At 68.9% G+C, this 25,557-nt stretch carries 28 protein-coding genes; 18 read left to right on the top strand and 10 right to left on the bottom strand.

Translation table 11 applies throughout. The features are described 5' to 3' along the window. Window positions 1-96 precede the first annotated feature (96 nt). The 5 genes from dapA (at window position 97) to AAFN86_RS19810 (ending at window position 3,769) form a co-directional block, all read left to right on the top strand. Window positions 97-975, top strand: coding sequence for a 4-hydroxy-tetrahydrodipicolinate synthase (gene dapA, locus AAFN86_RS19830; protein WP_347545281.1), 879 nt, complete (start codon window positions 97-99; stop codon window positions 973-975). Between the two features lie 157 nt (window positions 976-1,132). Next, window positions 1,133-1,627, top strand: a complete 495-nt coding sequence (gene smpB, locus AAFN86_RS19825; protein ID WP_347545280.1) for an SsrA-binding protein SmpB — start codon at window positions 1,133-1,135, stop codon at window positions 1,625-1,627. Window positions 1,628-1,741: 114 nt separating this feature from the next. Then, complete coding sequence (locus AAFN86_RS19820) at window positions 1,742-2,410, top strand: sulfite oxidase-like oxidoreductase (RefSeq protein WP_347545279.1); 669 nt, start codon at window positions 1,742-1,744, stop codon at window positions 2,408-2,410. Beyond that, the gene (locus AAFN86_RS19815) at window positions 2,403-2,960 is read left to right on the top strand and encodes a glutathione peroxidase (RefSeq protein ID WP_347545278.1); all 558 of its coding nucleotides are present in this window, start codon (window positions 2,403-2,405) and stop codon (window positions 2,958-2,960) included. Before AAFN86_RS19820 ends, AAFN86_RS19815 begins: the two co-directional genes overlap by 8 nt. A 353-nt stretch (window positions 2,961-3,313) precedes the next feature. Then, the gene (locus AAFN86_RS19810) at window positions 3,314-3,769 is read left to right on the top strand and encodes a hypothetical protein (RefSeq protein WP_347545277.1); all 456 of its coding nucleotides are present in this window, start codon (window positions 3,314-3,316) and stop codon (window positions 3,767-3,769) included. On the opposite strand, the gene AAFN86_RS19805 is transcribed toward AAFN86_RS19810, so the two are convergent. Further along, window positions 3,750-4,385, bottom strand: a complete 636-nt coding sequence (locus tag AAFN86_RS19805) for a uracil-DNA glycosylase (RefSeq protein WP_347545276.1) — start codon at window positions 4,383-4,385, stop codon at window positions 3,750-3,752. The genes AAFN86_RS19810 and AAFN86_RS19805 overlap by 20 nt on opposite strands. Continuing rightward, window positions 4,382-5,059 carry an NYN domain-containing protein gene (locus tag AAFN86_RS19800; RefSeq protein WP_347545275.1) on the bottom strand — a complete coding sequence of 226 codons (678 nt, stop codon included), beginning with the start codon at window positions 5,057-5,059 and terminating at the stop codon, window positions 4,382-4,384. The genes AAFN86_RS19805 and AAFN86_RS19800 overlap by 4 nt, the downstream gene beginning before the upstream one ends. Window positions 5,060-5,148: 89 nt before the next feature. On the opposite strand from AAFN86_RS19800, the gene folK reads away from it, so the two are divergent. From folK to AAFN86_RS19745, 11 genes are all read left to right on the top strand, one after another. Next, on the top strand, window positions 5,149-5,661 hold the full coding sequence (gene folK / locus AAFN86_RS19795) for a 2-amino-4-hydroxy-6-hydroxymethyldihydropteridine diphosphokinase (RefSeq protein ID WP_347545274.1): 513 nt from the start codon (window positions 5,149-5,151) through the stop codon (window positions 5,659-5,661). A gap of 111 nt (window positions 5,662-5,772) precedes the next feature. Next, window positions 5,773-6,165, top strand: a complete 393-nt coding sequence (gene rpoZ / locus AAFN86_RS19790; protein WP_347545273.1) for a DNA-directed RNA polymerase subunit omega — start codon at window positions 5,773-5,775, stop codon at window positions 6,163-6,165. Between the two features lie 138 nt (window positions 6,166-6,303). Further along, on the top strand, window positions 6,304-8,586 hold the full coding sequence (locus AAFN86_RS19785; protein WP_347545272.1) for a bifunctional (p)ppGpp synthetase/guanosine-3',5'-bis(diphosphate) 3'-pyrophosphohydrolase: 2,283 nt from the start codon (window positions 6,304-6,306) through the stop codon (window positions 8,584-8,586). Window positions 8,587-8,923: 337 nt separating this feature from the next. Continuing rightward, window positions 8,924-9,331, top strand: a complete 408-nt coding sequence (acpS, locus tag AAFN86_RS19780) for a holo-ACP synthase (protein WP_347545271.1) — start codon at window positions 8,924-8,926, stop codon at window positions 9,329-9,331. 89 nt (window positions 9,332-9,420) lie between these two features. Then, on the top strand, window positions 9,421-10,176 hold the full coding sequence (gene lepB, locus AAFN86_RS19775; RefSeq protein WP_347545270.1) for a signal peptidase I: 756 nt from the start codon (window positions 9,421-9,423) through the stop codon (window positions 10,174-10,176). Next, the gene (gene rnc / locus AAFN86_RS19770; RefSeq protein WP_347545269.1) at window positions 10,173-10,841 is read left to right on the top strand and encodes a ribonuclease III; all 669 of its coding nucleotides are present in this window, start codon (window positions 10,173-10,175) and stop codon (window positions 10,839-10,841) included. The genes lepB and rnc overlap by 4 nt, the downstream gene beginning before the upstream one ends. Further along, window positions 10,838-11,734: a GTPase Era gene (era, locus tag AAFN86_RS19765; RefSeq protein ID WP_347545268.1), complete on the top strand. Its 897-nt coding sequence runs from the start codon at window positions 10,838-10,840 to the stop codon at window positions 11,732-11,734. Before rnc ends, era begins: the two co-directional genes overlap by 4 nt. Window positions 11,735-11,744: 10 nt before the next feature. Continuing rightward, complete coding sequence (gene recO / locus AAFN86_RS19760) at window positions 11,745-12,488, top strand: DNA repair protein RecO (RefSeq protein ID WP_347545267.1); 744 nt, start codon at window positions 11,745-11,747, stop codon at window positions 12,486-12,488. 36 nt (window positions 12,489-12,524) lie between these two features. Beyond that, window positions 12,525-14,747 (top strand): DNA topoisomerase IV subunit A, encoded by a 2,223-nt coding sequence (gene parC, locus AAFN86_RS19755; protein WP_347545266.1) that lies wholly within the window; start codon window positions 12,525-12,527, stop codon window positions 14,745-14,747. A 116-nt stretch (window positions 14,748-14,863) separates the two neighbouring features. Next, window positions 14,864-16,006 (top strand): alpha/beta hydrolase, encoded by a 1,143-nt coding sequence (locus AAFN86_RS19750; RefSeq protein WP_347545265.1) that lies wholly within the window; start codon window positions 14,864-14,866, stop codon window positions 16,004-16,006. 290 nt (window positions 16,007-16,296) lie between these two features. Continuing rightward, a complete protein-coding gene (locus AAFN86_RS19745; RefSeq protein ID WP_347545264.1) occupies window positions 16,297-16,884 on the top strand; it encodes a hypothetical protein in 588 nt (195 codons plus the stop codon). Between the two features lie 17 nt (window positions 16,885-16,901). On the opposite strand, the gene tyrS is transcribed toward AAFN86_RS19745, so the two are convergent. Next, window positions 16,902-18,134 (bottom strand): tyrosine--tRNA ligase, encoded by a 1,233-nt coding sequence (gene tyrS / locus AAFN86_RS19740; RefSeq protein WP_408906615.1) that lies wholly within the window; start codon window positions 18,132-18,134, stop codon window positions 16,902-16,904. Window positions 18,135-18,200: 66 nt separating this feature from the next. Between tyrS and AAFN86_RS19735 the strand changes: the two genes are divergently transcribed. Further along, a complete protein-coding gene (locus tag AAFN86_RS19735) occupies window positions 18,201-19,295 on the top strand; it encodes an anhydro-N-acetylmuramic acid kinase (protein WP_347545405.1) in 1,095 nt (364 codons plus the stop codon). A gap of 102 nt (window positions 19,296-19,397) precedes the next feature. Continuing rightward, window positions 19,398-20,453: a site-2 protease family protein gene (locus AAFN86_RS19730; RefSeq protein ID WP_347545262.1), complete on the top strand. Its 1,056-nt coding sequence runs from the start codon at window positions 19,398-19,400 to the stop codon at window positions 20,451-20,453. A 12-nt stretch (window positions 20,454-20,465) separates the two neighbouring features. Here the strand turns inward: AAFN86_RS19730 and AAFN86_RS19725 are convergent, their stop codons facing one another. The 7 genes from AAFN86_RS19725 to AAFN86_RS19695 form a co-directional block, all read right to left on the bottom strand. Next, complete coding sequence (locus AAFN86_RS19725; protein ID WP_347545261.1) at window positions 20,466-21,053, bottom strand: hypothetical protein; 588 nt, start codon at window positions 21,051-21,053, stop codon at window positions 20,466-20,468. Between the two features lie 56 nt (window positions 21,054-21,109). Next, window positions 21,110-21,631 carry a chromate transporter gene (locus tag AAFN86_RS19720; RefSeq protein ID WP_347545260.1) on the bottom strand — a complete coding sequence of 174 codons (522 nt, stop codon included), beginning with the start codon at window positions 21,629-21,631 and terminating at the stop codon, window positions 21,110-21,112. Beyond that, window positions 21,628-22,218 carry a chromate transporter gene (locus AAFN86_RS19715; protein WP_347545404.1) on the bottom strand — a complete coding sequence of 197 codons (591 nt, stop codon included), beginning with the start codon at window positions 22,216-22,218 and terminating at the stop codon, window positions 21,628-21,630. Before AAFN86_RS19715 ends, AAFN86_RS19720 begins: the two co-directional genes overlap by 4 nt. A gap of 5 nt (window positions 22,219-22,223) precedes the next feature. Further along, complete coding sequence (locus AAFN86_RS19710; protein ID WP_347545259.1) at window positions 22,224-23,192, bottom strand: hypothetical protein; 969 nt, start codon at window positions 23,190-23,192, stop codon at window positions 22,224-22,226. Continuing rightward, on the bottom strand, window positions 23,189-23,929 hold the full coding sequence (locus AAFN86_RS19705; protein WP_347545258.1) for a carboxymuconolactone decarboxylase family protein: 741 nt from the start codon (window positions 23,927-23,929) through the stop codon (window positions 23,189-23,191). Before AAFN86_RS19705 ends, AAFN86_RS19710 begins: the two co-directional genes overlap by 4 nt. 23 nt (window positions 23,930-23,952) lie before the next feature. Then, window positions 23,953-24,345, bottom strand: a complete 393-nt coding sequence (locus AAFN86_RS19700; protein WP_347545257.1) for a VOC family protein — start codon at window positions 24,343-24,345, stop codon at window positions 23,953-23,955. Window positions 24,346-24,412: 67 nt separating this feature from the next. Beyond that, the gene (locus AAFN86_RS19695; protein WP_347545256.1) at window positions 24,413-25,555 is read right to left on the bottom strand and encodes a 3-keto-5-aminohexanoate cleavage protein; all 1,143 of its coding nucleotides are present in this window, start codon (window positions 25,553-25,555) and stop codon (window positions 24,413-24,415) included. Window positions 25,556-25,557 lie beyond the last annotated feature (2 nt).

Below are 25,557 nucleotides of genomic sequence, written 5' to 3'. Positions count from 1 at the left end.
GCCGAACAACCGGTCGCTTGTCCCGCCGACCTTGTCCCGGCCGGGGGTGGCGCCTAGGTTGCGCCCTTGCTGCCGAAGAAGATGGAGGACGCAGTCATGTTCAGGGGTTCGATGGTCGCGCTGATCACGCCGATGCGTGCCGACGGATCCGTGGACGACAAAGCCTTCCAGGAACTGGTCGAGTGGCAGATCGCCGAGGGCACCGAGGGGCTGATCCCGGTTGGCACCACCGGCGAGAGCCCGACGCTGTCCCATGGCGAGCATAAGCGCGTCGTCGAGATGTGCATCGCCGCCGCGCGTGGCCGCGTGCCGGTGATCGCCGGCGCGGGCAGCAATTCGACCGCCGAGGCGATCGACTTCGCCCAGCACGCGAAGAAGGCGGGGGCCGATGCGACGCTGGTCGTGACGCCGTACTACAACAAGCCGACGCAGGAAGGGATGTTCCTGCACTTCTCCGCGATCGCCGATGCCGCCGACATCCCGATGTTCATCTACAACATCCCCGGCCGCAGCGTGGTGGACATGTCGGTCGAAACGATGGGGCGGCTGGCGAAGCACAAGAACATCGTCGGCGTGAAGGATGCGACCGCGAACCTGACGCGCCCGCTGCACACCAAGCGTGCCTGCGGCGAGGATTTCATCCAGCTGTCCGGCGAGGACCACACCGCGCTCGCCTTCAACGCCTCGGGCGGGGTGGGCTGCATCAGCGTGACCGCCAACGTCGCCCCGCGCCTGTGCGCCGAGATGCACAAGGCCTGGCGCGACGGCAAGCTCGATGAGGCGATGGCGATCCAGGACCGCCTGGTGCCGCTGCACGACGCGCTGTTCTGCGAGACCTCGCCGGGCCCGGTGAAGTATGCCGCGTCCCTGCTGGCGAAAAGCACGGATCACTGCCGCCTGCCGCTCGCCCCGGTCGGCGAGGCGAGCAAGGCACGGGTCCGCGAGGCGATGGTCTCGGTGGGGCTGTTGAACTGACGCCATGTGAAGACCAAACAGCCCGGGGCCGTGCCTCGGGCCGCGAGCGCAAAGCGCGACCGCGCCCAGACCAACCGGGGTTCCCGGCGCAAACAGTACAGGGCGCGAAGGCAAGGCGGCCGGATGGCCGCCGCCCGCCGTTTGAGGGCAGAGTAAAATGACATCACCACCGAAGAAGAAGGGCCTGATCTCGCACGGCATCGCCGCGCAGAACCGCAAGGCCCGCTACGACTACAAGATCGGCGAGACGATCGAGGCCGGCCTGATGCTGGTCGGCCCAGAGGTGAAGTCCCTGCGCGCCGGCCGCGCCACGCTGTCCGAAGCCTGGGCCGGCGAGCGCGACGGCGAGATGTGGCTGTTCAATTGCTACATCCCGGAATGGCAGGCCGGGTCCTTCGTGTCGCATTTCGAACCGCGCCGGCCGCGCAAGCTGTTGGTCCACCGCAAGCAGGTCGCCAGCCTTGCGGGTGCCATGGCGCGCGAGGGTGCCACCATCGTCCCGCTCGACATCCACTTCAACGAACGCGGGCTGGCGAAGATCCTGCTCGGCGTCGCCGAGGGCAAGAAGCAGCACGACAAGCGCGCCGCCATCGCCGAGCGCGACTGGCAGCGCGACAAGTCGCGGATGATGCGCAACAAGGGGCGGGAGTAGCCACGACGGCCACGGGCGCGCAGCCGCCCGAGGTCTGGTTAGCGCGATCTGGCAACTTTCCGGCCCTTGCATCCGGGGGCCTGCGCCGCACGTAATGCCGGTAAGGAGGTCCCCATGGCCGAGGACGACATCCCCCTGACCGGCGCGGTCAAGGACAAGCTGATCCGCACCAAGGAACGCTGGGCCGAGGAAGGCCGTTTGCTGACCGGCACGCATGCCGATCCGACGCGCGATCGCCTGCCGCCGGGCCAGATGCTGGTGAAGGACTGGCCGGTGCTCGACCTCGGCGTGCAGCCGGACGTGTCGAAGGACAAGTTCCGCCTGCGGCTGGAAGGCCTGGTCGAGAATCGCCTCGCGCTCGACTGGGACGGCTTCATGGCGCTGCCGCAGACCGAGATGGTGCGCGACATCCATTGCGTCACCCAATGGTCGCGCTACGACAACCGCTTCGCCGGCGTGCTGGCGCGCGACCTGCTGGATTTCGCGCGGCCGAAATCCACCGCCCGCTTCGTCTCGCTGACCTGCTATGACGGCTACACCACCAACCTCGCCCTCGATGAATTTGCCGAGGCCGACGTGATGTTCGCCCATTCCTGGGAAGGCGCACCCCTGGCGCGCCAGCATGGCGGCCCGGTGCGCCTGGTGCTGCCCAAGTTGTACTTCTGGAAAAGCCCGAAATGGGTGACGCGGGTGGAACTGCTCGCCGAGGACCGTCCGGGTTTCTGGGAGGTGCGCGGTTATCACAACCACGGCGATCCCTGGACGGAGGAGCGGTATGGCTGATGCATGTCGCCGCGCGATGCTGGGCCGCGCGATCCTGGCCGCGCCCCTGCTGATGGCCGCCGGCCCCGCTCCGACCACGGCCTGGTCCTTCCGCGTGCCCTCGCTGGAAGGCGGAGAGCACGACCTTTCCGCCTGGCGTGGGCGGGTCCTGCTGGTGGTCAACACTGCGTCCTTCTGCGGCTACACCCCGCAATACGCCGCCCTCCAGCGGCTGCACGAACGCTTTCAGGCGCGCGGGCTGACCGTGCTCGGCGTGCCGTCGAACGACTTCAACCAGGAAAGCGCGGATAATCGGCAGATCCGCGAATTCTGCGACGCGCAATTCGGCATCGACTTCCCGATGGCGGCGCTGTCGCATGTGCGCGGGCCGCAGGCGATCCCGCTGTTCCGCTGGCTGGCCGCGCAGGGCGGCGGAGAGCCGCGCTGGAATTTCCACAAATACCTGGTCGGGCGGGACGGTCGATCGGTCCGCGGCTTCGCCACCGGCGTCGAACCGGAGAGCATCGAGATGCTGCGGGCGATCCAGGCCGCGTTGTCTGTATCCTCATAGCATTCGCGCGGTGCGTTATTTCGTTTTGGTATTTGAATGCAACGAGGATTCCTGTCATGCCAGATAATGGCGAATGAGCAGGTACATCGGGCCAAAATACCCAGGAATTCGGCCGATACGTTCTATTTCATGAACAATTCATGACCGGATCGATCAAGTATCCGGGGTGTCCATGAAGAATTCTGAAGCGAAAAACAGATTGAAAATATTGAGGGTTGTGATCTAGGTCACAACTCCGATGGGGGCGATGGTCAACAGTCATCCTGCGGCACCAATCGCCGATGCCGGGGACCCAGTTCCCCAATTAGAACGAAACTCTGCACCTCAGCATCGCCGATGGAGGGCGTGCGGCCATGCCTGCCCCGCTTCGGTTGACAACCATACTGTCACGCCTCGCCATCTGGCGGCGGGCCGACGGGCAAGGCGCCCGCAGCCGGGCGGATGGCGCCGCCGAGCCACCGGCGGGTCCCGGCGCCCGCGCCGCGCCGGGGTCCTCGCCGCGGGACGCCGGCCCGGCCAGCCTTGCCAGGGACAGCACCGTCAGGCGCCTCAACCATCAGCCGCGCCATGTCCGCGTGGGCCTCGGCATGATCATCGCCCTGGCGCTATGGGCACTGATCTTCCTGGCCGGCTATGCGCTGGTCCGCGTCATCGGCCGGTCCTTCGCCGCGGCCGGCAGTCCGCACGCCCATCCCGCCTGTCTCGGCGGGCGCGTGCCGTGCCAGCCTGCCGACGGCCCGGTCGTGAACGAGGCGTGGCAGGCCCGGATGCACGCCGGCCCCCTTGGGATCAGCCTTCGAGACGCGTGAGCAGCGCCTGCACCGCCGCTTCGAACATCTCCGGCGTCAGCCGCCGGGTCGAGGTGTTGTACCGGCTGACATGATAGGAATCCGCCAGCAGCAGCCCATCGGGCAGGACGTGGATCGCGCTATGGCCGAAGGCGAAGCGCGCCGCCGGGATGCCCTTGGCCCGCAGCAGCGCGCCATGCGCCACCACCCCCAGCGCCAGCACCGCGCGCAGCGCCGGCATCCCCGCCAGTTCCGCCTTCACGAATCCGTTGCAGGTGCGGATCTCGGCCGGCGTCGGCAGGTTCTCGGGCGGCACGCAGCGCACCGCATTGGCGATGCGGCAGCCGAGCAGTTCCATGCCGTCATTCGGGTCCTCGCGGAATTCGCCGCGCGCCACGCCGAATTTCAGCAGCGTACCGTACAGCAGCTTGCCCGCGTAATCCCCGGTGAAAGGCCGCCCGGTGCGGTTCGCCCCACGCACCCCGGGTGCGAGGCCCAGCACCAGCAGCGGCGCGTCCACCGGCCCCCAGGAGGGCACCGGCGCATTGTGCCATGCCGGGTTCGCCGCCCGGTTGGCGGTGCGGTAGTCGACCAGGCGTGGGCAGAGCGGGCAGTCGCGGGCCGGCGCCTCGATCACGCCTCCGGCTCCGGTGGCACCACGTCGGCGTAGGGATCGGCCGGCGTCGCGCGCGTGGGGCGTGCCGCCTGGGGCACCGCGGCCGGGCTGGCGGGCGGGGCAGGGGCGGCGGCGCGGCCGCGCGGTTCCACCTGCCGCCGCGCGATCTCGGGCGCGATGTCGGCGATGTCGAGGAAACTGTCGGCCTGCCGGCGCAGTTCATCGGCGATCATCGGCGGCTGCGCGCGGGTGGACGACACCACGGTCACCCGCACGCCCATCCGCTGCACGGCTTCCACCAGCCGGCGGAAGTCGCCATCGCCGGAGAACAGCACGACATGGTCGAGATGTACCGCCATCTCCAGCATGTCGACCGCGAGTTCGACATCCATGTTGCCCTTCAGGCGCAGCCGCCCGGTCGGGTCGGTCTGCTGCTTGGCGGGCTTGGTGACCACCTGCCAGCCATTATAGGCGAGCCAATCGGTCAGCGGGCGCAGCGGGGAGTAGTCCTCGGTCTCGATCAGCGCGGTGTAGTAGAAGGCGCGCACGAGGTAGGTACCGCCGCGGAAATAGTCGAGCAACTGGGCGAAATCGATCTCGAAGCCCAGCGCGCGCGAGGTGTGGTAGAGATTCGCTCCATCCACGAACACCCCAACCCGTTCCGCCCCGCCCGATCGCCGCATGGTGCCAGCCATTTCCGCATACTCCGCCCGCTGCCCGGATAGGCCCGGCCGTGTGCCCGCTACACAATTTGCGCGGGGCTGTCATGGTCCGGCGGCCCGCCATGGCCGTTGAGACCGCGCTGGTCGCGATCGGGGCCAACCTGCCACGGGCGGACGGCACGACGGCGCGCGAGACCTGCCGATGGGCGGTCGGCCGGCTTGGCCGCATTCCCGGCATGCGGGTCGCAGCAGTCTCCTCCTGGTGGGAATCGGCGCCGATCCCGCCCGACCCCCGATCGCCGCCCTACATCAATGGCGTGGCGCGGCTGGAGGGTGTGGCGGAACCCGGGGCGCTGCTTGCCGCGCTGCACGCCATCGAGGACCAGGCCGGCCGCGCCCGCCCGTATCCCAATGCGCCGCGCGTGCTGGACCTCGACCTGATCGACATTGGCGGCCGGGTCCGGCCCGGGCCGGCGCCGATCCTGCCGCATCCGCGGGCTGCCGCGCGCGCCTTCGTGCTGCGGCCGCTCTTCGAGGTGGCGCCGGATTGGGTGCATCCGGTGCTGGGCAAGGGCGTGCAGGCCCTGATCGCAATGCTCGATCCGCAGGAGATCCGCCGCCTGCCGTCGGCCTGACCGGCTTTCGCCTTGCAGTGCAGCGAGCCCATGGCTATGTGGAGGGTTCACCGGCATTTCCGGGTGCGACGGACCCACTTCCGCGCGCCCCCAAACGTGTTTGGAGCCTCCATGGCGCGCGTCACCGTCGAAGACTGCATCGAGAAGATCCCGAACCGGTTCGAACTCGTCCTGCTCGCCGCCCAGCGCGCACGCAACATTGCCCGTGGCGAGACGATCGAGGTCGAGCGCGACAACGACAAGAACCCCGTCGTCGCCCTGCGCGAGATCGCCGAGGAGAAGGTGGAGCTGGCCGGCCTGGAAGGCGACCTGATCAAGTCGCTGTCCCGCGCGCCGGAACCCGAGCCCGCCGAGGAGGAGGTGATGGACATCATCGCCACCGACGAGAACATCTTCGGCATCATGGAAGTCCAGGAGGAAACCCTCCCGGAAGCTGCCTCCGAGGATTTCTCGCCCGACGACATCGAAGCGGCGATCGCCGCGGAACTGGGCGGCAAGCGCTAGGGGTTCCTGCATGACGGCACCGGCCCGCACACCCACCCGGCCACCCATCCAGGATGCTGGTGGGGTGACCGCTGGAGCGGGCCGCAGCCGCAGCTCGGGCACGCCGCGCGGCGCGTCCATGGCGTGAGGGAGCCGCGCATGGGCCAGGGCGCCATCGGCACCCGACGATCCGGCCCCGCACAGGCCCCCGAGGGCCTGCGCACCCAGGAGGCGACCAATCCCGGCGCGGAAATCGCCCGCAAGGTCGCCGCCTACGACCCCCGGGCCGACCTCAAGCTGATCGAGGGCGCCTACGCGCTGGCCGCCGAGGCGCATGCGCCACAGCGGCGCGAGGACGGCCAGCCCTACATCGTCCACCCCCTTGCCGTCGCCGACATCCTGGCGGGCTACCGGCTTGACGCCGCGACGGTCGCGACCGCGCTGCTGCACGACACGGTCGAGGATACCGGCGTCACCCTGGCGGAGCTGGAGAAGCGCTTCGGCAAGGAAGTCGCCCGGCTGGTCGATGGCGTCACCAAGCTGACGCGCCTCGAACTGCAATCCGAACGCACCAAGCAGGCGGAGAATTTCCGCAAGCTGGTCCTCGCCATGAGCGAGGATATCCGCGTCCTCATCGTCAAGCTCGCCGACCGGCTGCACAACATGCGCACCCTGGGCGGCAAGGGCAGCCCCGAGAAGCGCGCCCGCACGGCACGCGAGACGATCGAGATCTACGCCCCGCTCGCCGAACGCATCGGCATGGACGCGCTGAAGACCGAGATCGAGACGCTGTCCTTCCGGGAGATGAACCCCGATGCCTGGCAGACCATCGCCGCGCGACTGACTTATCTGCGCGGGCAGGGGGCCGACCTGATCGAGGAGATCGAGCAGGATCTTCGCCGCGTGCTCGCCGAGAACGGCGTCGAGCAGGTCGAGGTGCTGGGCCGCGAGAAATCGCCCTATTCCATCTGGCTGAAGATGCAGCGCAAGAACGTCGCGTTCGAGCAGCTGTCCGACATCATGGCCTTCCGCGTCATCGTGAAGGACAAGCACGATTGCTACGCGGCCCTCGGCGGCATCCATTCCGCCTATCGCGTGGTGCCCGGCCGCTTCAAGGACTGGATCAGCACGCCCAAGACCAACGGCTACCAGTCGCTGCACACCGGCGTGACGGTGCCCGAACGGCGCAACGCCAAGATCGAGGTGCAGATCCGCACGCGGGAGATGCACGAGATCGCCGAATTCGGCGTCGCCGCGCATTGGATCTACAAGCAGGGCGAAGGCGGCGGCACCACGCGCAAGCGCTACCCCTGGGTGCGCGACCTGTTGGAAATCCTCGAATCCGCCTCCGACCCGCAGGATTTCCTCGACCACACCAAGCTGGAACTGCATCGCGACCAGGTCTTCTGCTTCACGCCGAAGGGCGACCTGATCGAATTGCCGCGCGGCGCGACGCCCGTGGATTTCGCGTACCAGGTGCATAGCCAGGTCGGCGACAACACGGTGGGTGCGAAGGTCAACGGCAAGATCGTGCCGCTGCGCCACCCGCTGGAAAACGGCGACCAGGTCGAGATCATCACCGCGCGCGGCGGCACGCCGAACCCGGCCTGGGAACGCTTCGTCGCCACCGGCAAGGCGCGCGCGCGCATCCGCCGCTTCGTCCATGCCCGCCAGCGCGCGACGCAGAAGGAAGAAGGCCGCGCGGCCATCGCCAAAGCATTCCGCGCCGCTGGCCTCGACTTCTCGGAAAAGTTGGTCGAGCCCGCGGTCAAGACGCTGAAGCAGCCGGATTTCGAGACGCTGTGCGTGGCCGTCGCCTCGGGCAACCTGACGCCGCGCGACGTGCTGACCGCCGCCGTGCCCGAATTGCGCACGCCGGCGCGCAGCGTGGACCAGATGCCGCTGGCGCGGCCGCGCGGGCGCCTGGGCACCGGCCCGCTGCTGACGGCAGGCAAGGCCGAGCGGCCCACCAGCCCTCGGCGCGGCGAAGCGGCCATGGGCATCACCGGCCTGGTCGCCGGCATGGCCGTGCATTTCGCCGGTTGCTGCCATCCGCTGCCCGGCGACCGCATCGTCGGCATCGTCACCACCGGCCGCGGCGTCACCATCCACAAGAATGACTGCCACGGGCTTGAAGCCTTCTCCGCCACACCCGAACGCTTCATCGACGTGGACTGGGAATATGAGGATGGCGTCCGCGGCACCCATGTCGGGCGCATCGAACTGACGGCCGAGAACAAGTCCGGCGCGCTGGCGAGCCTGACCACGGCGATCGCCCGGCAGGATGGCGCGGTGAACAATCTGCGCATCGTCAACCGGGCGGGCGACTGGTGCGAGGTGCTGGTGGATGTGGAGGTGCGCGACACCGCGCACCTGGCCGCGATCCTCGCCGCGCTGCGGGCCTGCACGGGGGTGACGCAGGTGGAGCGGGCGAAGGGATGATGCGGGGCGAAGAAAGGCTGGAGAGGCCTTGCCCCTCCAGGCCACCCCACCAAAGGCCAGTGGGCCTTTGGAAACCGATACCTGGCGGCGAGCGGTGCGGTCACGACACGATGGCAAGGCCGCGCCGCGCCCGCCGCCCGCGCACCGTGCCCGCCGCACACCCATTCATGTCGGCCCATCGGCCGTGCCCGGCGCCGGGTGACGGCATTCCAAAGGCCCCATGGCCTTTGGTGGGGGTGGCCCGGAGGGGGCAAAGCCCCTTCCGGTTTGCCCCGCTGAGCGCCCCCACCAGCGCACCGCCGCGCCCATCCTTCCCGCCCGGGGCACCGCACCACCCATGATCATCGGCATCGGCTCGGATGTCCTCGACATCCGCCGCCTGGAAAAGACCATCGCGAAGCATGGCGACCGCTTCCTCGACCGCATCTTCACGCCGGTCGAGCGCGCCAAGGCGGAACGGCGCACCGAGCGCATCCGCACCGCCACCTACGCCAAGCGCTTCGCCGCCAAGGAGGCAGCGTCGAAGGCGCTCGGCACCGGCTTCCGCGCCGGGGTGTTCTGGCGTGACCTCGGCGTGGTGAACCTGCCCTCCGGCCAGCCGACGCTGCGCATGACGGGCGGGGCGGCCGAACGGCTCGCCGCCATCACCCCGCCCGGCCACCGCGCCGATGTGGCGCTGACCATGACCGATGAGTTCCCCTACGCGCAGGCCATGGTGGTCATCACCGCCGTGCCGCTTCCTTGACAGCGCGCCCCCCCGCTGTTTTCCCTGCCGCCTCCGCGCCGCCCGACGCGGTGCCCACCCCTGACCAGGCCGTCGAAGCACCCCATACGATGTTGAAGAAGAAGGCGACCGGCGGCTGGCTGGAAAGCGTCAAGACCATCGTCTATGCCGCGCTGATCGCGATCGGCATCCGGACCGTCGCTTTCGAACCCTTCAACATCCCATCGGGGTCCATGATCCCGACGCTGCTGGTGGGCGACTACCTGTTCGTGTCGAAGTTCTCCTACGGCTATTCGCGGCATTCGATGCCGTTCAGCCCGAACCTGTTCAACGGCCGCATCTTCGGGTCGCTGCCGCGGCGCGGCGATGTCGCGGTGTTTAAGCTGCCGCGCGACGGCACCACGGATTACATCAAGCGCATCATCGGCCTGCCGGGCGACCGCATCCAGGTGCGCGCCGGGCGGCTTTACGTGAACGGGGAACAGGTGCCGCGCGAAAGCCTCGGCCCCTATACGGTCGAAGGCGATGGGCCGCGCATCACCGTGCGCCTGTATCGCGAGACGCTGCCGGGCTCGGCCGGTCTGCCCCCGGTCTCGCACCAGATCCTCGAATCGACCGATGACGGGCCGTTCGACAACACCGTGGAGTTCCGCGTCCCCGAAGGCCATGTCTTCGCCATGGGCGACAACCGCGACAACAGCCTCGACAGCCGGGCGATGAATGCCGTCGGTTTCGTGCCGATCGAAAACCTGGTCGGCCGCGCGGAATTCATCTTCTTCTCGGTGGATGGCTCGGCCTCCTGGTGGGAGGTCTGGGCCTGGCCCTTCGCCATCCGCTGGAGCCGGATCTTCTCCGGCGTCCGATGAGCGGGATCGAGGACCGCCTCGGCCACCGCTTCGCCAATCCAGCGCTGCTGACGGAAGCGCTGACGCATCGCAGCGCCGCCGATGCGCGCGGTGGCCAGCTCGATTCGAATGAGCGGCTGGAATTCCTGGGCGACCGCGTATTGGGCCTGCTGATGGCCGAATGGCTGATCGACCGCTTTCCCGCCGAGCGCGAAGGCAATCTCACACGCCGGCTGTCCTCCGTGGTGGCGGCCGAGGCGCTGGCCCGGGTTGGCGAGGCGATGGGCCTTGCCGAGGCCATCCGCATCCCGCCGGGCGAGGAACGCGCGGGTCTACGCGCCCGCCAGACGGTGATGGCCGATGCGGTGGAGGCGCTGCTCGGTGCGATCTATCGCGATGGCGGGCTTGAGGCGGCGCGCGGCGTCGTTCGTCGCCATTGGGCTGCGCTGCTCGATGCCGATGTGAAGCCGCCGGTCTCGGCCAAGAACCGCCTGCAGGAATACACGCTGGGGCGTGGGCTTGGTTTGCCGCAGTATCGCGTGGTCTCGACAGCCGGCCCGTCCCACGCGCCTTTCTTCGTTATCGCCGTGCTGGCCGCGGGCCGTGAGGCCGAAGGCACGGGTGATTCCAAGCGTGCGGCGGAACTCGCCGCGGCCGAGGCTTGGCTATTGGGGGTCGAAGCATGACCACGACGCGTTGCGGCCTGGTTGCCATCGTCGGCGCGCCCAATGCCGGGAAATCGACCCTGGTGAACCGCATCGCCGGCACCAAGGTAACCATCGTCTCGCCCAAGCCCCAGACGACGCGCTTCCGCATCCGCGCGGTGGTGATGCATGCCGGCGCGCAGATCATCCTGGTGGATACGCCGGGCATCTTCGCCCCGCGCCGGCGGCTGGACCGCGCGATGGTCGCCGCCGCCTGGGGCGGCGCGCAGGATGCCGATGTGGCGCTGCTGGTGGTCGATGCGCGGGCCGGGCTGACGGATGCGGTGCGCAAGATCGCGGAAGGACTGGCCAAGTCGCGCCAGCCGGTCTGGCTGGCGCTGAACAAGACCGACCTGATCCCGCGCGAACGCCTGCTGCCGCTGACCGCCGAACTCAATGCCATCCTGCCCTTCGCCGAGACCTTCATGATCTCGGCCGAGAAAGGCGAGGGGGTGGATCGGCTGCAGGACCACATGGCCGCGGCGGTGCCGCCGGGGCCGTACCTGTTCCCCGAGGACGAACTGTCGGACCTGCCCAACCGCATGCTGGCGGCGGAGATCGTGCGCGAGCAGATCCTGCGCCAGACGCACCAGGAAGTGCCGCACCATGCCTCGGTCGAGACCGAGCAGTGGACGGAGAATGATGACGGCTCGGTGCGGGTGGACTGCACGATCTATGTCTCCCGTGCCACGCAGAAGGCGATCTTGATCGGCGACAAGGGGTCGCGCATCCGCGCGATCGGGCAATCCGCGCGGATCGAACTGACCAAGCTGCTGGAACGCCCGGTGCACCTGTTCCTGAACGTGAAGGAACGCACCGGCTGGGACGAGGAACGGGCGCGGATCAGGGCGATCGGCCTCGAGGACATGGGGTGACGCCCGGGCCATGAGCGTGGAATGGGCCGCCCCCGCCGTGGTGCTGGAGGTCCGTCCGCATGGCGAAGGCGGTGCCGTCGTCACCCTGCTGACCGAGGAGCACGGCCGGCATGCGGGCCTGGCGAAGGGAGGCGCATCCCGCGCCCAGGCCGGGCTCTGGCTGCCGGGCAACCTGATCGAGGCGCGCTGGATCGCACGGCTGGCCGACCAGCTTGGCGCGCTGTCCGGGGAGATGGTGCACCCGGCCGCCGCACTGGCCATGGAGGACCCGCTGGCGCTGGCGCTGCTCTCCTCGGCCTGCGCCATCGCCGCCGATGCCCTGCCGGAACGGGAAGCGCATCCGCGCGCGTTCCACGCCCTGGTGTCCGTCATCGCCCATCTGGCGGGTGGCGCGGAGGATGTGCTGGCCGATTATGTGCGTTGGGAGGCCCTGGTGCTGACGGAACTCGGCTACGGACTGGACCTGTCGGCCTGCGCCGTGACCGGGGTGCGGGACGGGCTGACCCATGTCTCGCCGCGCACGGGGCGGGCGGTGTCCGCCGAGGCAGCCGCGCCCTACGGTGACCGGCTGCTGGCCCTGCCGGGCTTCCTGCTGACTGATGAGGCCGCCGGCGACCCCGCTGGCTGGGACGCCGGCCTGCGCCTGACGGGCCATTTCCTGGAACGCGACGCCTTCGGGGCCCGCCACCGTCCGGTGCCGGAGGCACGGCATCGGCTGGCGCATCGGGTGGCGGCGCTGGCCGCATCCGTGTAAGCCGTGCCTGACGAGAACGAAGCGCGAATCAGCCCCATGCCCGACGACATCAAGGACCTGCCCGAGGGCGGTCACACCCGCGAAACGAAGCTCGCCGACGCCCTGTCCGAGCGCTACCTCGCCTATGCGCTGTCCACCATCACCGCGCGGTCGCTGCCGGATGTGCGGGATGGGCTGAAGCCCGTCCATCGCCGCCTGCTCTGGGCGATGCACCAGCTGCGCCTGGACCCGGCGACTGGTTTCAAAAAGTGCGCCCGCATCGTCGGCGACGTGATGGGCAAGTATCACCCGCACGGTGACAGCTCGATCTACGAGGCGATGGTCCGCCTCGCCCAGGAATTCGCCGCGCGCTACCCGCTGGTCGAAGGCCAGGGCAATTTCGGCAATATCGACGGCGATAACGCCGCGGCCATGCGCTACACCGAAGCGCGCATGACCGAGGTTGCCAAGGCGATGCTCGAAGGCATCGAGGAAGACAGCGTCGATTTCCGCGCCACCTATGACGGCGAGGAACGCGAGCCGATCGTCCTGCCGGCTGCCTTCCCGAACCTGCTGGCGAATGGCGCGGCGGGCATCGCGGTGGGCATGGCGACCTCCATCCCGCCGCACAATGCGGGGGAACTCTGTGACGCCGCGCTGGCACTGATCGCCAACCCGGACGCCGATCTGCTGGCGCACATCAAGGGCCCGGACTTCCCCACCGGCGGCGTCCTCGTCGAACCGGAAGCCGCGATCCGCGACGCCTACGAAACCGGCCGCGGCGGCTTCCGCGTCCGCGCGCGCTGGGAACGCGAGGCGCTGAAGAACGGCACCTGGCAGATCGTCGTCACCGAGATCCCCTACCAGGTCCAGAAGGCCAAGCTGATCGAGCAGATCGCCCAGCTTCTGGAAGAAAAGAAGCTCCCGCTGCTCGGCGATGTCCGCGACGAAAGCACCGACGTCGTCCGCCTGGTGCTGGAACCCAAGACCCGCGCCGTCGAACCCGCCGTGCTGATGGAGACGCTGTTCCGCGCCACCGCGCTGGAATCCCGCTTCCCGCTCAACATGAACGTGCTCGATGCCAACCGCACCCCGCGCGTGATGGGCCTGCGGGAGGTGCTGCGCTCCTGGCTCGACCACCGCCATGTCGTGCTGGTCCGTCGTACCGAACATCGCCTGGCCGCCATCGCGCGCCGGCTCGAAATCCTCGACGGCTACCTGATCGCCTATCTCAACCTCGATGAGGTGATCCGCATCATCCGCGAGCAGGACGAGCCCAAGCCTGCCCTGATGAAGCGCTTCGAACTGACGGACCTCCAGGCGGAATCGATCCTCAACATGCGCCTGCGCGCCCTGCGCAAGCTCGAGGAAATGGAGATCCGCAAGGAGCACAAGAAGCTGACGGCCGAGCAGAAGCGCCTGCAGGGCCTGCTGGGCTCCGAGAAGAAGCGCTGGGACGCGATCGGCGAGGAGATCGCCGCGACGCGGGCGAAGTTCGGCGACGGCCCGCTCGGCAAGCGCCGTACCGAAACAGGCCGCATCCTGCCCGCTGTGCTGGTAGATGAGACCGCCTTCGTCGAGCGCGAGCCCATCACCGTCATCCTGTCCGAGAAGGGCTGGATCCGTGCCCAGAAGGGGCACATTCCGCTGGATGGCGAAATCCGCTTCAAGGAAGGCGATGGGCTGCTCGCCGCGATGCATGCGGAGACGACCGACCGCATCGTCATCTTCGCCACCAACGGAAAAGCCTACACCCTGAAGGCCGACACCCTTCCCCGCGGCCGCGGCGACGGCCAGCCGGTGCGCCTGATCGTCGACCTCACCAATGAGGACGCGGTGGTGACGATGTTCGTGCATGAGGACGGCAAGCGCTTCCTGCTCGCCGCCTCCGACGGCAAGGGCTTCGTCGTGAAGGGGGAGGACCTGCTGGCCGAAAAGCGCACCGGCAAGCAGGTGCTCAACGTCGATCCGCCGGTCGAGGCATCGGTCTGCGCCCCGGTCGATGGCGACGCCGTCGCGGTGATCGGCGACAACCGCAAGCTGCTGGTCTTCCCGCTCGATCAGGTGCCGGAGATGACGCGCGGTCGCGGCGTGCAGCTCCAGGCCTATCGCGACGGCGGCTTGTCGGACGCCAAGGTGTTCCGCCGCGCCGATGGCCTGACCTGGACGCTGGGCGGCCGGACCCGCACGGAGACCGACCTGCGGCCCTGGGCCGGCAACCGTGCCGGCGCCGGCAAGCAGCCGCCCAACGGCTTCCCGAAGGCGAACCGGTTCGAGTAGCCCGTCGCGGCCGCTGCGCATCGGCCTTGTGAACCGCGTCACAGGCGAGCCTCGACATTGGCTTGCCTGGCGCGGCCGCGCGGGTGCAGGTTTCCTTCCAACGGAGGAACGAAGCCATGCCCCCTCGCGCGGCAGCCGATCCGAAATCCCTCGTCGTCTTCTACGCCACCAACCGGCGGCGTAATTCGGACGCCTTCGACGCCATCAGCGGCGAGGTGCCGGACAATCGCAGGCTCTGGCTCGGCAAGGCCGCCGTCGAGATGATCGGCGACCCCGCCCAGACCGAAGCCCGCCGCCGCCTGCTGGCGCACCCCGAGATCCCTGGCGACGACGATTTCGCCGACCCGGATGCAGGCTCCGCCGCCAAGCTGCTGGACGCCTGGCTCGACAACGCGGTGGATCGCGGTGCGGTCGCGCTGTTCTTCGTGCATGGCTTCGCCAACAGCTTCGGCTCGGCCATCGAACGCGCCGCGCAGATTACCGAATTCTACAGCGGGCAGGTCCCGCTCGCGCCCTTCGCCTTCTCATGGCCGTCGGACGGGCTGGTGATCGACCCGCAGAAACTCGCCGCGCTGGTCGGTGCGGCAATCTCCCAATACCGCTCCGACCAGACGGATGCGATCGCCGCCGGCGGCGCGCTGTCGCGTTTGCTGCGGGAGATCAACCGCGCCCGGCTGCGGGCGAAGAAACGCCGCCGCCTGCCGCGCATGGTCCTGCTGGCGCACAGCATGGGCAACCTTGCGCTGGCTGCCGGCCTTGCGGTGATGCGCAATGGCCTGCTGACGGCGCCCATGGCGGGCACCTTCGATCACGCCGTGCTGGTCGCCTCCGACGTGCCGCACAATTCGCTGGAACCGCAGGAGCCGCTCAGCGAGATCGCGCTGCTGGCGAGCGGCGTGACGGTCGTGACCAGCCGCGACAGCACGCTCGCCATCGCCAGCCGCATCGCCAATGACGGGTCCCGCCGGCTCGGCCATTTCGGCCCGGCGCAACTGTCGCTGCTGCCGCCGGGCGTGACGGTGGTGGACTACTTCCTGGGGCTGCACGCGCCGGCATCCAAGCCGCAGCTGTTTGAGGTCGGCGGCACCGAATGGGACATCGTCGAGCACCAGTACTACCGCAACGACGACAAGGCGCGGGCGGACCTGGCGGAGGTCCTCGCCGGGCGGGATCCCGCGGGGCGCGTGGTGCTCGATCCGGCGGATCGGGTCCAAAGCGAGAGGGCACGGCACATGATCCTGCCCTTCACGGGGGTGTAGCGCGGCGGCAAGCGCGAGCGACGACCCAACGACGTGCCTTCGGCGAGACGACCGAACGCAGGGCGTTGCGGCATGCGCCAAGGCGATGCGGGGCGTGAGCCGGCATGGGGCACGCTTCCTGGCGTCGCGTTTGGTTTTGGGAGTGGTGCTCCGCGCCGCGACTGCCGGCTGTCCATCTCTTCCGCTGGGAACCTCACGGTGCCGTGATGTATTTCGCTGCGCTTCCGTGATGAAAGGCGCATGTTTCGCTTGCGCCGAGCCATCCCGCACCGCGCATCGGAGACAACCCCATGGCCATCAAGGACGATGTCGTCGGTTTCCTCCAGAGCGACACCGCGATCGATAAGGTGAACTTCGAGTTCGACGGCTTCCAGGTTTATCCCTCCGCCTACAAGACGGACATCGCGGAGGCGGTGAAGAAGGGGCGCATCGGCGTGCGCATCGACACCGCGCTGAACGAGGGTGCGGGCGCCTCCTACGACCTTCGCTACAACGAGTTCCGGCTGCCGCCGGGCTTCGACGTCAGCAAGGACGACCCGGCCTCTCTGCTGCTGCACGAAGCCACGCACGCGCATATGGACCTCCAGGCCATTGGCAGCGTGCCGCGCGAGCGGTCCGAGGCCATCGCCTATGTCGCCGAGGCGGTGTTCCGCGGTGCGAAGGGCCTTCCGCCGATCGGCGGCCCGAGTGCCGAAGGCGCCTTCATGCGCCGGCAAGCGGCCTCGATGGCGGCCGGCATTCTCGCCGGCGGCTACAAGGTGCCAGGGCAGGCGGCAGGCAACCTGATGGCGACCCTGCGAAACGAGCCGCATTACATCAAGCAGACGGAGGATGACGGTCCGCTGATGCCCTTCAATGGCGTGCCGGGCGAGCCCTGACCCATCTGGCTGACCGATCAGGCATCCGCGGTGCGCACCAGCACATGCCGCTTGCGCCCGGCCGACAGTTTCGCGGCCCCGTTGCGCAGGTCCGCGGGTGTCACCGTCAGCGTCGCATCCGTCACCGCCGCATCGTTCAGCCGGAGCCCGTTCTGCGCGATCAGCCGGCGCGCCTCGCCCTTGGACGCGGCAAGCCCCGCCTGCACCGCCAGGTCGATGAAGGCCGCCGGCAGTGCCGCGGTGATGGACGGCAGCGTCTCGGCCGCCGCGCCTTCCTCGAAGGCACGCCGCGCGGTCTCGGCGGCGGCCTCCGCCGCCTCGCGTCCGTGCAGCAGGGCGGTCGCCTCGGTCGCGAGGATCTTCTTCGCCTCGTTCACCTCGGCGCCGGCCAGCGCGCCCAGGCGCCGCACCTCATCCATCGGCAGTTCGGTGAACAGCGCCAGGAAGCGGCCGACATCCGCATCCTCGGTGTTGCGCCAGAACTGCCAATAGTCATACGGGCTCAGCCGATCCGGGTTCAGCCACACCGCGCCGGCGGCCGTCTTGCCCATCTTGGCGCCGGATGCGGTGGTCAGCAGCGGCGTGGTCAGCACATGGGCGTGGCCACCTTCCATGCGGCGGATCAGCTCCGCACCCATGACGATGTTGCCCCATTGGTCCGACCCGCCCATCTGCAGCACCGCTCCGTGGCGGCGATTCAGTTCCAGGAAGTCGTAGGATTGCAGCAGCATGTAGTTGAATTCGAGGAAGGAGAGCGAATGCTCGCGTTCCAGCCGCAGCTTCACGCTGTCCATGGTCAGCATGCGGTTCACGCTGAAATGCCGCCCGACATCGCGCAGGAAGGGGATGTAGCGCAGCTCATCCAGCCAGGCGGCGTTGTCGAGCATCAGCGCCCCGCCGTTGAAGTCGAGCAGCGCATTGAAGGTGCGGCGGATGCCGACCTTGTTCGCCTCGATGATTTCCTCGGTCAGCAGCTGGCGCGCCTCATCCTTGCCGGAGGGATCGCCGACCTTGGTGGTGCCGCCGCCGATCAGCGCGATGGGCCGCCCGCCGGTCTTCTGCAGCAAGCGCAGCAGCATGGTCGGCATCAGATGCCCGACATGCAGGCTGTCGGCCGTGCAGTCATAGCCGATATAGGCGACAAGCCCGCCCTTCAGCAGGGCGGCATCCAGCTCCGCCTCGTCCGAGGTCTGGTGGATGTAGCCGCGCTCCTTGGCAATGCGCAGGAAATCGCTGTTCGGGCCGCTCATTGTCATATCCTGTTCACGCCGGGACTTCCGCCGGAAGGGCTGGGGGGCTAGCACGTCAGCCGCATGCTGAGAACCATCGGGCTGATGAGCGGGACCTCGCTGGACGGGGTGGACGCTGCCTATCTGGAGACGGACGGGGAGACGATCGCCCGTCTCGGCCCGCGCCTGACCCTGCCCTACGACCCCAAGCTGCGCCGCGCTCTGCGGGGGCTGCTCGACCGCGCGGAGTCACTGCGGGACGACGATCCGGAACTGCTGGACGTCGTGAAGCGCCTGACCGACCGCCATGCCGAGGCGGTCGAGGCGCTGGGGCTGGAGGCCGACCTGATCGGCTTCCACGGCCAGACCATCCTGCACCGGCCGCCGGTGGCGGGGCGCAATTTCACGCCCTTCACCTGGCAGGTGGGCGATCCGGTGTCGCTGGCGCGGCGCACCGGGATGACCGTCGCCTATGATTTCCGGTCGGCTGACGTCGCGGCGGGCGGGCAGGGGGCGCCGCTGGTGCCCGTCTTCCACCGCGCATTGTCCGCGCCACTGCCGAAGCCGCTGGCGATCCTGAACCTGGGCGGGGTCGGCAATGTCACCTGGCTCGGTCCGGATGGCGAGATGCTGGCCTTCGACACCGGCCCGGCCAACGGTCCGCTGGACGATTGGGCGCGCCAGCACACCGGCAAGGATTACGACGCGGCGGGGAAACTGGCGTTGGCCGGGCAGGCGGATGGGGCGGTGCTGGGGCGGCTGATGGCGCATCCTTACCTGACGGCGCCGCCGCCGAAATCGCTGGATCGGCTGGATTTCGACCGGGCGCTGAAGGAAGCGGGGGCGGCGGAACTGTCGGCCGCCGATGGCGCGGCGACGCTGTGTGCGTTCTGCGCGGTGTGCGTCGCGGCGGCGGCGCGGCTGTTCCCGGAACCGCCGCTGCAATGGCTGGTCGCCGGCGGCGGGCGGCGCAACCCGGCGATCATGAAGGCGCTGGCGGGCGCGCTGGAAGAACCGGTGCGGCCGGTGGAGGTCGCGGGGTGGGATGGCGATGCGCTGGAAGCGCAGGCCTTCGGGCTGCTGGCCGCGCGGGTGTCGCGCAAATTGCCGATCACCTTCCCCGGTACGACGGGGGCGCCGCGGCCGCTGACGGGCGGGCGGATCGTGGGGTCGCTGCTGTAGGGCTTGCGTACGGGGCCTGCCGATCGGCAGGACGCTCGCCATGCCACATGTCAGGATGACCCCCGACGACCCGCGCACCTGACCGCGCGGCAGGAGCAACCCATGGCCTGGTCCTTCCCCATCGGCACTGTGCGCGGCACGGTCATCCGCGTCCATGTCACCTTCTTCCTCCTGCTCGCCTGGATCGGCGCGACGCATGCGGCGCGCGGCGGCATCGGCGACGCGGTGGCGGGCATCGCCTTCATCAGCCTGGTCTTCGCCTGCGTCGTGCTGCACGAGCTCGGCCACGCCGCCGCCGCCGCGCGCTATGGCATCGCCACGCCGGACATCACGTTGCTGCCGATCGGCGGCATGGCGCGGCTCGACCACATCCCCGAGGAACCGTGGCGGGAGATTGCCATCGCGCTCGCCGGCCCGGCGGTGAATGTCGCGATCTGCCTGGTGCTGGCGGCGGTTCTGGGGGGCATCCCGTCCGCCACCGAAGGCCTGACGGTCGAGGACCCGCGCGCCGGCTTCCTGCCGCGGCTGTTCTGGGTCAACGCCTTCCTGGTGCTGTTCAACCTGATCCCGGCCTTCCCGATGGATGGCGGGCGGGTGCTGCGCGCGGCACTCGCGCTACGCATGCCCCATGCGGCGGCGACGCGGCTTGCCGCGCAGGTCGGGCAGGGGGTGGCGATCCTGCTCGGCTTCCTGGGGCTGTTCGGCGCGCCGCTGCTGATCTTCATCGCCCTGTTCGTCTGGCTGGGCGCGGCGGGGGAAAGTGCCGAGGAATCCCTGCGCACCGCGACGCGCGGCCTTGCCGCCGAGGATGCGATGGAGACACGCTTCGAGGCCCTGCCGACCGAGGCCGATGTCGCCGCCGCCGCCGAGGCGCTGCTGCGCACCCCCCAGCAGGATTTCCCCGTGGTGGACGGGCAGGGGCGGCTGATGGGGCTGCTGACGCGCGATGCCATCATCCACGCCCTGCGCGCGGGCGGGCCGGCAACGCCGGTCGCGGATGCCATGCGCGACATCCCGCGCGTCGCACGCCGCGCGCCGCTCGAAGCCACGATGCGCGGGCTGCGGGATGCGCCGGCCATCGCGGTGGAGGAGGGCGGGCGGCTGGTCGGGCTGATCACCCCGGCCAACATCGCCGACCTGTTGGCGCTGAAGGGCTGAGGGCCCGCGCCGTCAGGCCGCCCCGCCCGGCGGCGGGCCGAGCAGCAGCGCACGCATCCGCGGCCAGCCGATGGCGATGGTGATCTGGCGGAAGGCGCAGAACGGCACCATCGCCACGAAGAAGCTCACCGTCGAGAACACGAGACCGGCCAGGCCGCCGCCGCCCACCGCCGGCACGCTGGCCGCCAGCGCCTCGCCACGCACCCATCCGGCGATGACGCTCTCCAGCACATGCATGGCGATGAACAGAGCGGCCAGCAGGAAGGCCTCGATGACGATCGGGTAGATCAGCGGCTGGGCCTTGATGCGCGACCCGAGCCTGAGGCTCTCCACCACCAGCGCCACCTTGCCGAGCACCAGCGCATTGATCAGCGCGATGCCATGCGGCGCGAAGGGCAGCGCCTGCGTGACGCCACCATGCGTCCGCAGCGCAATCTCCTCATGCAGGGTGAACATGCCCAGCAGCACCCAGATATAGACGGTGGCGACGACGTAGCTGCGGAATTCCTCCATCGCCACATGCTTCACCTTCTCCAGCCGTTCGTGCCGGCTGGAACCCGTCGGCGCCTCTTCGCCTTGCTGCGTCGTCGGATCGCTCATGCGTCGATCATTCCTTCCAATTCCATCAGGGTGGATTCGCGCCCCACTTGCAACAATCATTCGAAGGAAAGCAATCCAAGCACCGCGCTGCCGATCACGAGCAGTGCCGGGTTGATCTTGTAGCGTTGCAGGACAAGCAGCACCGCGACCGCGATGGCGGCGGTGTCGAGGTCGATGATCGCACCCTTCGCCATGGTGAAGCACCCCGCGAGCAGCAGCCCGATCGAGACCGGGGCCAGGCCGTTCTCGATGGCAGGGCGCCAGGGCCAGGCTTCCAGCCGGTGCCACCCCCGCCCCACCATGAAGGTTAGCAGGGCGGTCGGCCCGAAGAAGCCGAACAGCACGACCAGCGCCCCGGGCAGGCCGCCGACCCAATCGCCGATCGGCACCACCATCATCATGTTTGGGCCGGGCGCGAGCTGCCCGACGGCATAGAGATGCACGAGCTGCGGAAAGGTCAGCCAGTGATGGACGTCCACCGCCAGCACATGCATGGCCGGGAAGGCCGCCATGCCACCGCCGACCGTCAGCAGCGACAGATAGGCGAAGACGAGGAACAGCGTCGCGAGATCGGTCATCGGCGCGCTTCCCGCCGGGCGTCCGCGTCGGGCCGATGCCAGAAGACGGCCGGCAACCCGACACCCAGCAGCGCGGCCAGCACGGGCAGGTGCAGTCGGTTCACCGCGATCACCGTGAGCACGATGAAGATCCAGTCGAAGCGCCCGGCCAGGGACCGCCGGCTGAGCCCGAGGACGGTGCTGAGGGTCAGGCCGACGGACGCCGCCGACACCCCCTTAAGCGCGGCGCTCGCCCAGGCATGGTCGCCATGCGAGCGATAGACGATGCCGACCGCGAGCATGAGCAGTGCGCCGGGAAGGCAGACGCCCAGGATTGCGGCGATGGCGCCAGGCGCGCCGGCGAATTTCTGGCCGACCAGGATCGCCATGTTCGTCGCGTTCAGCCCCGGCAGCGCCTGGCTGATCGAGAGCAGCTCGACGAATTCCTTGTCGGCCAGCCACCCCCGGCGCTCGACCAGGCTGGCGCGCAGATAGGGGATCGTGCTGCCGAAGCTCGTGGCGCCGATGGCCAGGAAGGCCAGGAAAAGCTGCGCGACGCCGATGGCGTCTTTCCCGCCCTCGGACGACGCATTGTCGGATACCGGCATCGTGGTCACTCGTGGCTCTTCGGCGGGTTGCCCTTGAGGCGATAGACCATCGCCGTCTTGGTCACGCCGAGCGCCAGCCAATCCGCCACCTCATGCTGAAGGGCGGTGTAGAACTGCGCGCAGCGCTGCCTCGGCTTGTCGCGGAAATCGTCGCTGCGCGGGAATTTGAGCTGGAAGGCGAACTCACCGACCAGCGGCTTGTGCTCGCCGCGCGTCCGCCACAGCGCGATGTCGCACTTCGCGGTCACGCCCTTGCCGAAATCCAGCACGCCGAGATGCAGCAGGACTTCCTCGACGATGCCCTCATTCACCAGCTGCACCTGCTCTCCGCCGCGACGCTTCAGCGTGGTCAGCGGCGGCAGCATCCGCGACAGCGTCGCGAGGGATGTCCTGTCGTCATCCGTGGCCTGGCTCAGCCCGAACTGGCAGTTGTGCGAGAACAGGATGCGGCAGCCGCCCACCTCGTCCTTCAACGGCAGCGCCTCGGCCTTGAACTTGATCCTGAACCTGCCGGCGATCTGCGGCCGCACGTCGATCGCGGCCGCGCGCTCGCGGTCGGGATGGCGGAACTTGAAGACGATCTCGGGATCGCCGACCGGGAAGCCGTCCTCATAGGCGATACGCCGACGCAGGATGAAGGCGTTGTTGTACAAGGCGAAGTCGGGCGTATCGAGGAAGACGATCTCGCGGATCTCCGGCCGCTCGCTCAGCGTCTTGTCCTCGGTGAAGCCGACATCCGTGCGGCGCGCGACCCTGCGCACATATCTGGCGAAGTCCCGGAAGCGCTGGACCGAGGTGAACGGCTCCGGCTTCAGGATCAGCTTCGCCTCGAGATACGTGACGTCGTCGAACGGCGTGCCGTCGGCATAGCGCGCCGCGGAACGGACGGCGGCCGCCGCTACGGGCGCAGCCTCTCTGACTGCTTTCGCCGCCGCGCGACGAACGGGCTTGCGAGCCTCGGAGGCGGCGCTCACGGTCGTGCCGACTCGGTACCGTGCGCCAACGCCTCTGCCAGGATCGGCACGCCGGCATTCAGCGCCTGCACGCCTTGCGCGACGCAGATCTGCAGCACGCCCATCACTTCGGCGACCGTCGCGCCATGCCCGAGTGCGGCGCGGATGTGCCGCCTGATGCCAGGCGCGTAGAGGTGGCGGATCGAGGCATCGAAGGCGATGCTCAGCAGTTCCGCCAGCTTCGGCTCGATGCCACCGAGATAGATGCCACCGCCGGTCGCCATGAAGGCATCCGTCCAGGCAGGATCGAGCTGATAGAAGGGATCCCAGGCGCTGTTCCACTGGCCCGCAGCGCGCAACCCCTCGCAGGCCGGCGTCGCTGGCGCGGGCACGGGCGCAACCGGTTCGGGCAGCCCCGCCGCCTTGGCTTCCTCGAGCAGGATCGGCGCGCCGACGCTGCAGGTATGGATGGACAGCAGCGCCGCCATCTTGAGCACGGTCAGCACCTCGGCCCGCGTTGCTCCGGAAGCGAGCGCGGCGGCGATGTGCCGCCGCGTGCCGTCGCCATCGAGCGCGGTGCTGGCGCAAGCGACGGCCAGCGCGACCAGGGACGCGACGCGCGGCGTCAGCCCGCCGGCCTGCCAGGCGGCGCGCGTCATGCGCTCGCAATCGGCCACCCAGTCCGGATCCCATTCGCGCAGCAGGCTGAGCGCGGCGCTCGACCAGGGGCCGTGCTCCGCCATCGGATCGGTTGTCATCGCACGTTTCTCCTGCGGGCCGTTCAGTCGGGCTCGGGCAGCGGCATTGCCTTGGGGTCGTGCTGGAAGACGGCGAAGCGATTGCCCTCGGGATCGGCGATCACCGCATACCAGCCGGTGCGCGGCACCGGGGTCGGCTCTCGCACGATCTTGCCGCCGAGCCGCGTCGTTTCCGCGACGCAGGTCTCGATGTCCTCGATCTGCGCGTAAGGAAGCCAGCCTGACGGCATGAAATCCGGCCGGTGCGCGATGCCGCCGGCAAAGGCGCTTGGTGCGCCGGCGGGGGCTGCGGCGATGCGCCAGTAATCAACGCCGTCGGCCTGGGTGACGGTCCAGCCGAGCACCGCGCGGTAGAATTCGGCCAACGCCGCTGGATCCTCGCCGAAGACTTCGGCGTGCGTGAAGGGAAAGCTCATCGTGACCTGCCTGATGAAGGGGGGCGCGTCCCCGCCAGGAGGGCGGCGGGGACGCGGATGGCGTCAGTTAGGCTGTCGCGGCGACGGGCGGCGCGACCATGCAATAGGCCATCGGGTGGCTGTCGCCTGCCGTCTTGCCCAGGCCCTTCTTGCCGTCCGTGTCGTAGACGACGAAGCCCTTCTCGCCGTCGCGGCGGTTCGGCGGCAGGCCGATATTGTGCAGCGTCTCCTCGACGCTGTCGTACCAGACGCCAATCTTCATCTGCTCGCGCGCCTCCTCGGCGGTTGCGACCTTGCGGCCGAATTCACGGGCCATGCGCACCGTGCCTTCGATCTGCTGGACCGCCGTGCGGCGAGTCTTGTCCGGCCCCCACAGATTGTCCTCATTGCCGACACGCACATGCTGGCCGAGGACCAGCGCCATCGCCTGGATCGGGATGTTGCCGCGCATGCTGGACCAGAACGTCACCGACGCACCCTGCGGCACATCCTGCAGGAATTGCATCAGATGGTACGGGTTGCGCCCGAGCGTGCCGCCGCCATAGGCGGCGACCGCCATGTTCAGCGGGCCCATATAGGCGCCGGCGCGGATCAGCCCCTCGATCAGCTCCATCTGGTGAATATGGCCCGGCACGAAATAGGGCTGGATGCGATGTTCGCGCAGGCGCTTCAGGTGCTCGAGGTAGAATTTCGGCCCGGCATCCACCCACATGCCCTTCCACTGCTCCTGCACCTTCGGATTGTTCTCCAGATGCGTGCCCTTGATGTCGTCCGGGATCATCGAGGCCATGATGTCCCACTGCGTCGTCCCCACCGCGATGGTCACGCAATCCGGCTTCGGGTCGATCTCGGCCAGCATGTGACGAGTGTCGTAGTCGAGCCACTTCGCCTGGGCGTCCGCCGATTTCGGCGCGAAGGAGATCGAGCCGCCGACCTGCAGGATCATCTTCGGCACAGCCTGGCGCAGCCGGCCGATGAAGTAGTTGAACTGGTCGATATCCAACGAGCCATGGCCCGTGGCGGGGTCGCGGACATGCACATGAAGCATGGTTGCGCCCGCATTGTAGCAATCCACCGCCGCCTGCACCTGCTCGTCCCAGGTCACGGGGATGTCGGCATCGCCCGGCAGCCACTGCGGACCGAAGGGAGCCGCCGTGATGATCAGCGGCTGCATGTTTTCGGGAAGCGTGGATTCGTTTGTGTAGCGCATTC

Source organism: Roseomonas sp. CAU 1739 (assembly GCF_039839775.1).
In the GTDB taxonomy this organism is placed as follows: Bacteria; Pseudomonadota; Alphaproteobacteria; order Acetobacterales; family Acetobacteraceae; genus Neoroseomonas.
Note: the sequence above shows the minus strand (reverse complement) of the source record. Positions and strands in the feature narration are given on the sequence as shown.

Coding starts and splice junctions, on each gene's coding strand:
- dapA (WP_347545281.1), top strand. CDS start 97: ATGTTCAGGGGTTCGATGGTCGCGCTGATCACGCCGATGCGTGCCGAC.
- smpB (WP_347545280.1), top strand. CDS start 1,133: ATGACATCACCACCGAAGAAGAAGGGCCTGATCTCGCACGGCATCGCC.
- AAFN86_RS19820 (WP_347545279.1), top strand. CDS start 1,742: ATGGCCGAGGACGACATCCCCCTGACCGGCGCGGTCAAGGACAAGCTG.
- AAFN86_RS19815 (WP_347545278.1), top strand. CDS start 2,403: ATGGCTGATGCATGTCGCCGCGCGATGCTGGGCCGCGCGATCCTGGCC.
- AAFN86_RS19810 (WP_347545277.1), top strand. CDS start 3,314: ATGCCTGCCCCGCTTCGGTTGACAACCATACTGTCACGCCTCGCCATC.
- AAFN86_RS19800 (WP_347545275.1), bottom strand. CDS start 5,059: ATGGCTGGCACCATGCGGCGATCGGGCGGGGCGGAACGGGTTGGGGTG.
- folK (WP_347545274.1), top strand. CDS start 5,149: ATGGCCGTTGAGACCGCGCTGGTCGCGATCGGGGCCAACCTGCCACGG.
- rpoZ (WP_347545273.1), top strand. CDS start 5,773: ATGGCGCGCGTCACCGTCGAAGACTGCATCGAGAAGATCCCGAACCGG.
- AAFN86_RS19785 (WP_347545272.1), top strand. CDS start 6,304: ATGGGCCAGGGCGCCATCGGCACCCGACGATCCGGCCCCGCACAGGCC.
- acpS (WP_347545271.1), top strand. CDS start 8,924: ATGATCATCGGCATCGGCTCGGATGTCCTCGACATCCGCCGCCTGGAA.
- lepB (WP_347545270.1), top strand. CDS start 9,421: ATGTTGAAGAAGAAGGCGACCGGCGGCTGGCTGGAAAGCGTCAAGACC.
- rnc (WP_347545269.1), top strand. CDS start 10,173: ATGAGCGGGATCGAGGACCGCCTCGGCCACCGCTTCGCCAATCCAGCG.
- era (WP_347545268.1), top strand. CDS start 10,838: ATGACCACGACGCGTTGCGGCCTGGTTGCCATCGTCGGCGCGCCCAAT.
- recO (WP_347545267.1), top strand. CDS start 11,745: ATGAGCGTGGAATGGGCCGCCCCCGCCGTGGTGCTGGAGGTCCGTCCG.
- parC (WP_347545266.1), top strand. CDS start 12,525: ATGCCCGACGACATCAAGGACCTGCCCGAGGGCGGTCACACCCGCGAA.
- AAFN86_RS19750 (WP_347545265.1), top strand. CDS start 14,864: ATGCCCCCTCGCGCGGCAGCCGATCCGAAATCCCTCGTCGTCTTCTAC.
- AAFN86_RS19745 (WP_347545264.1), top strand. CDS start 16,297: ATGGCCATCAAGGACGATGTCGTCGGTTTCCTCCAGAGCGACACCGCG.
- tyrS (WP_408906615.1), bottom strand. CDS start 18,134: ATGAGCGGCCCGAACAGCGATTTCCTGCGCATTGCCAAGGAGCGCGGC.
- AAFN86_RS19730 (WP_347545262.1), top strand. CDS start 19,398: ATGGCCTGGTCCTTCCCCATCGGCACTGTGCGCGGCACGGTCATCCGC.
- AAFN86_RS19725 (WP_347545261.1), bottom strand. CDS start 21,053: ATGAGCGATCCGACGACGCAGCAAGGCGAAGAGGCGCCGACGGGTTCC.
- AAFN86_RS19720 (WP_347545260.1), bottom strand. CDS start 21,631: ATGACCGATCTCGCGACGCTGTTCCTCGTCTTCGCCTATCTGTCGCTG.
- AAFN86_RS19715 (WP_347545404.1), bottom strand. CDS start 22,218: ATGCCGGTATCCGACAATGCGTCGTCCGAGGGCGGGAAAGACGCCATC.
- AAFN86_RS19705 (WP_347545258.1), bottom strand. CDS start 23,929: ATGACAACCGATCCGATGGCGGAGCACGGCCCCTGGTCGAGCGCCGCG.
- AAFN86_RS19700 (WP_347545257.1), bottom strand. CDS start 24,345: ATGAGCTTTCCCTTCACGCACGCCGAAGTCTTCGGCGAGGATCCAGCG.
- AAFN86_RS19695 (WP_347545256.1), bottom strand. CDS start 25,555: ATGCGCTACACAAACGAATCCACGCTTCCCGAAAACATGCAGCCGCTG.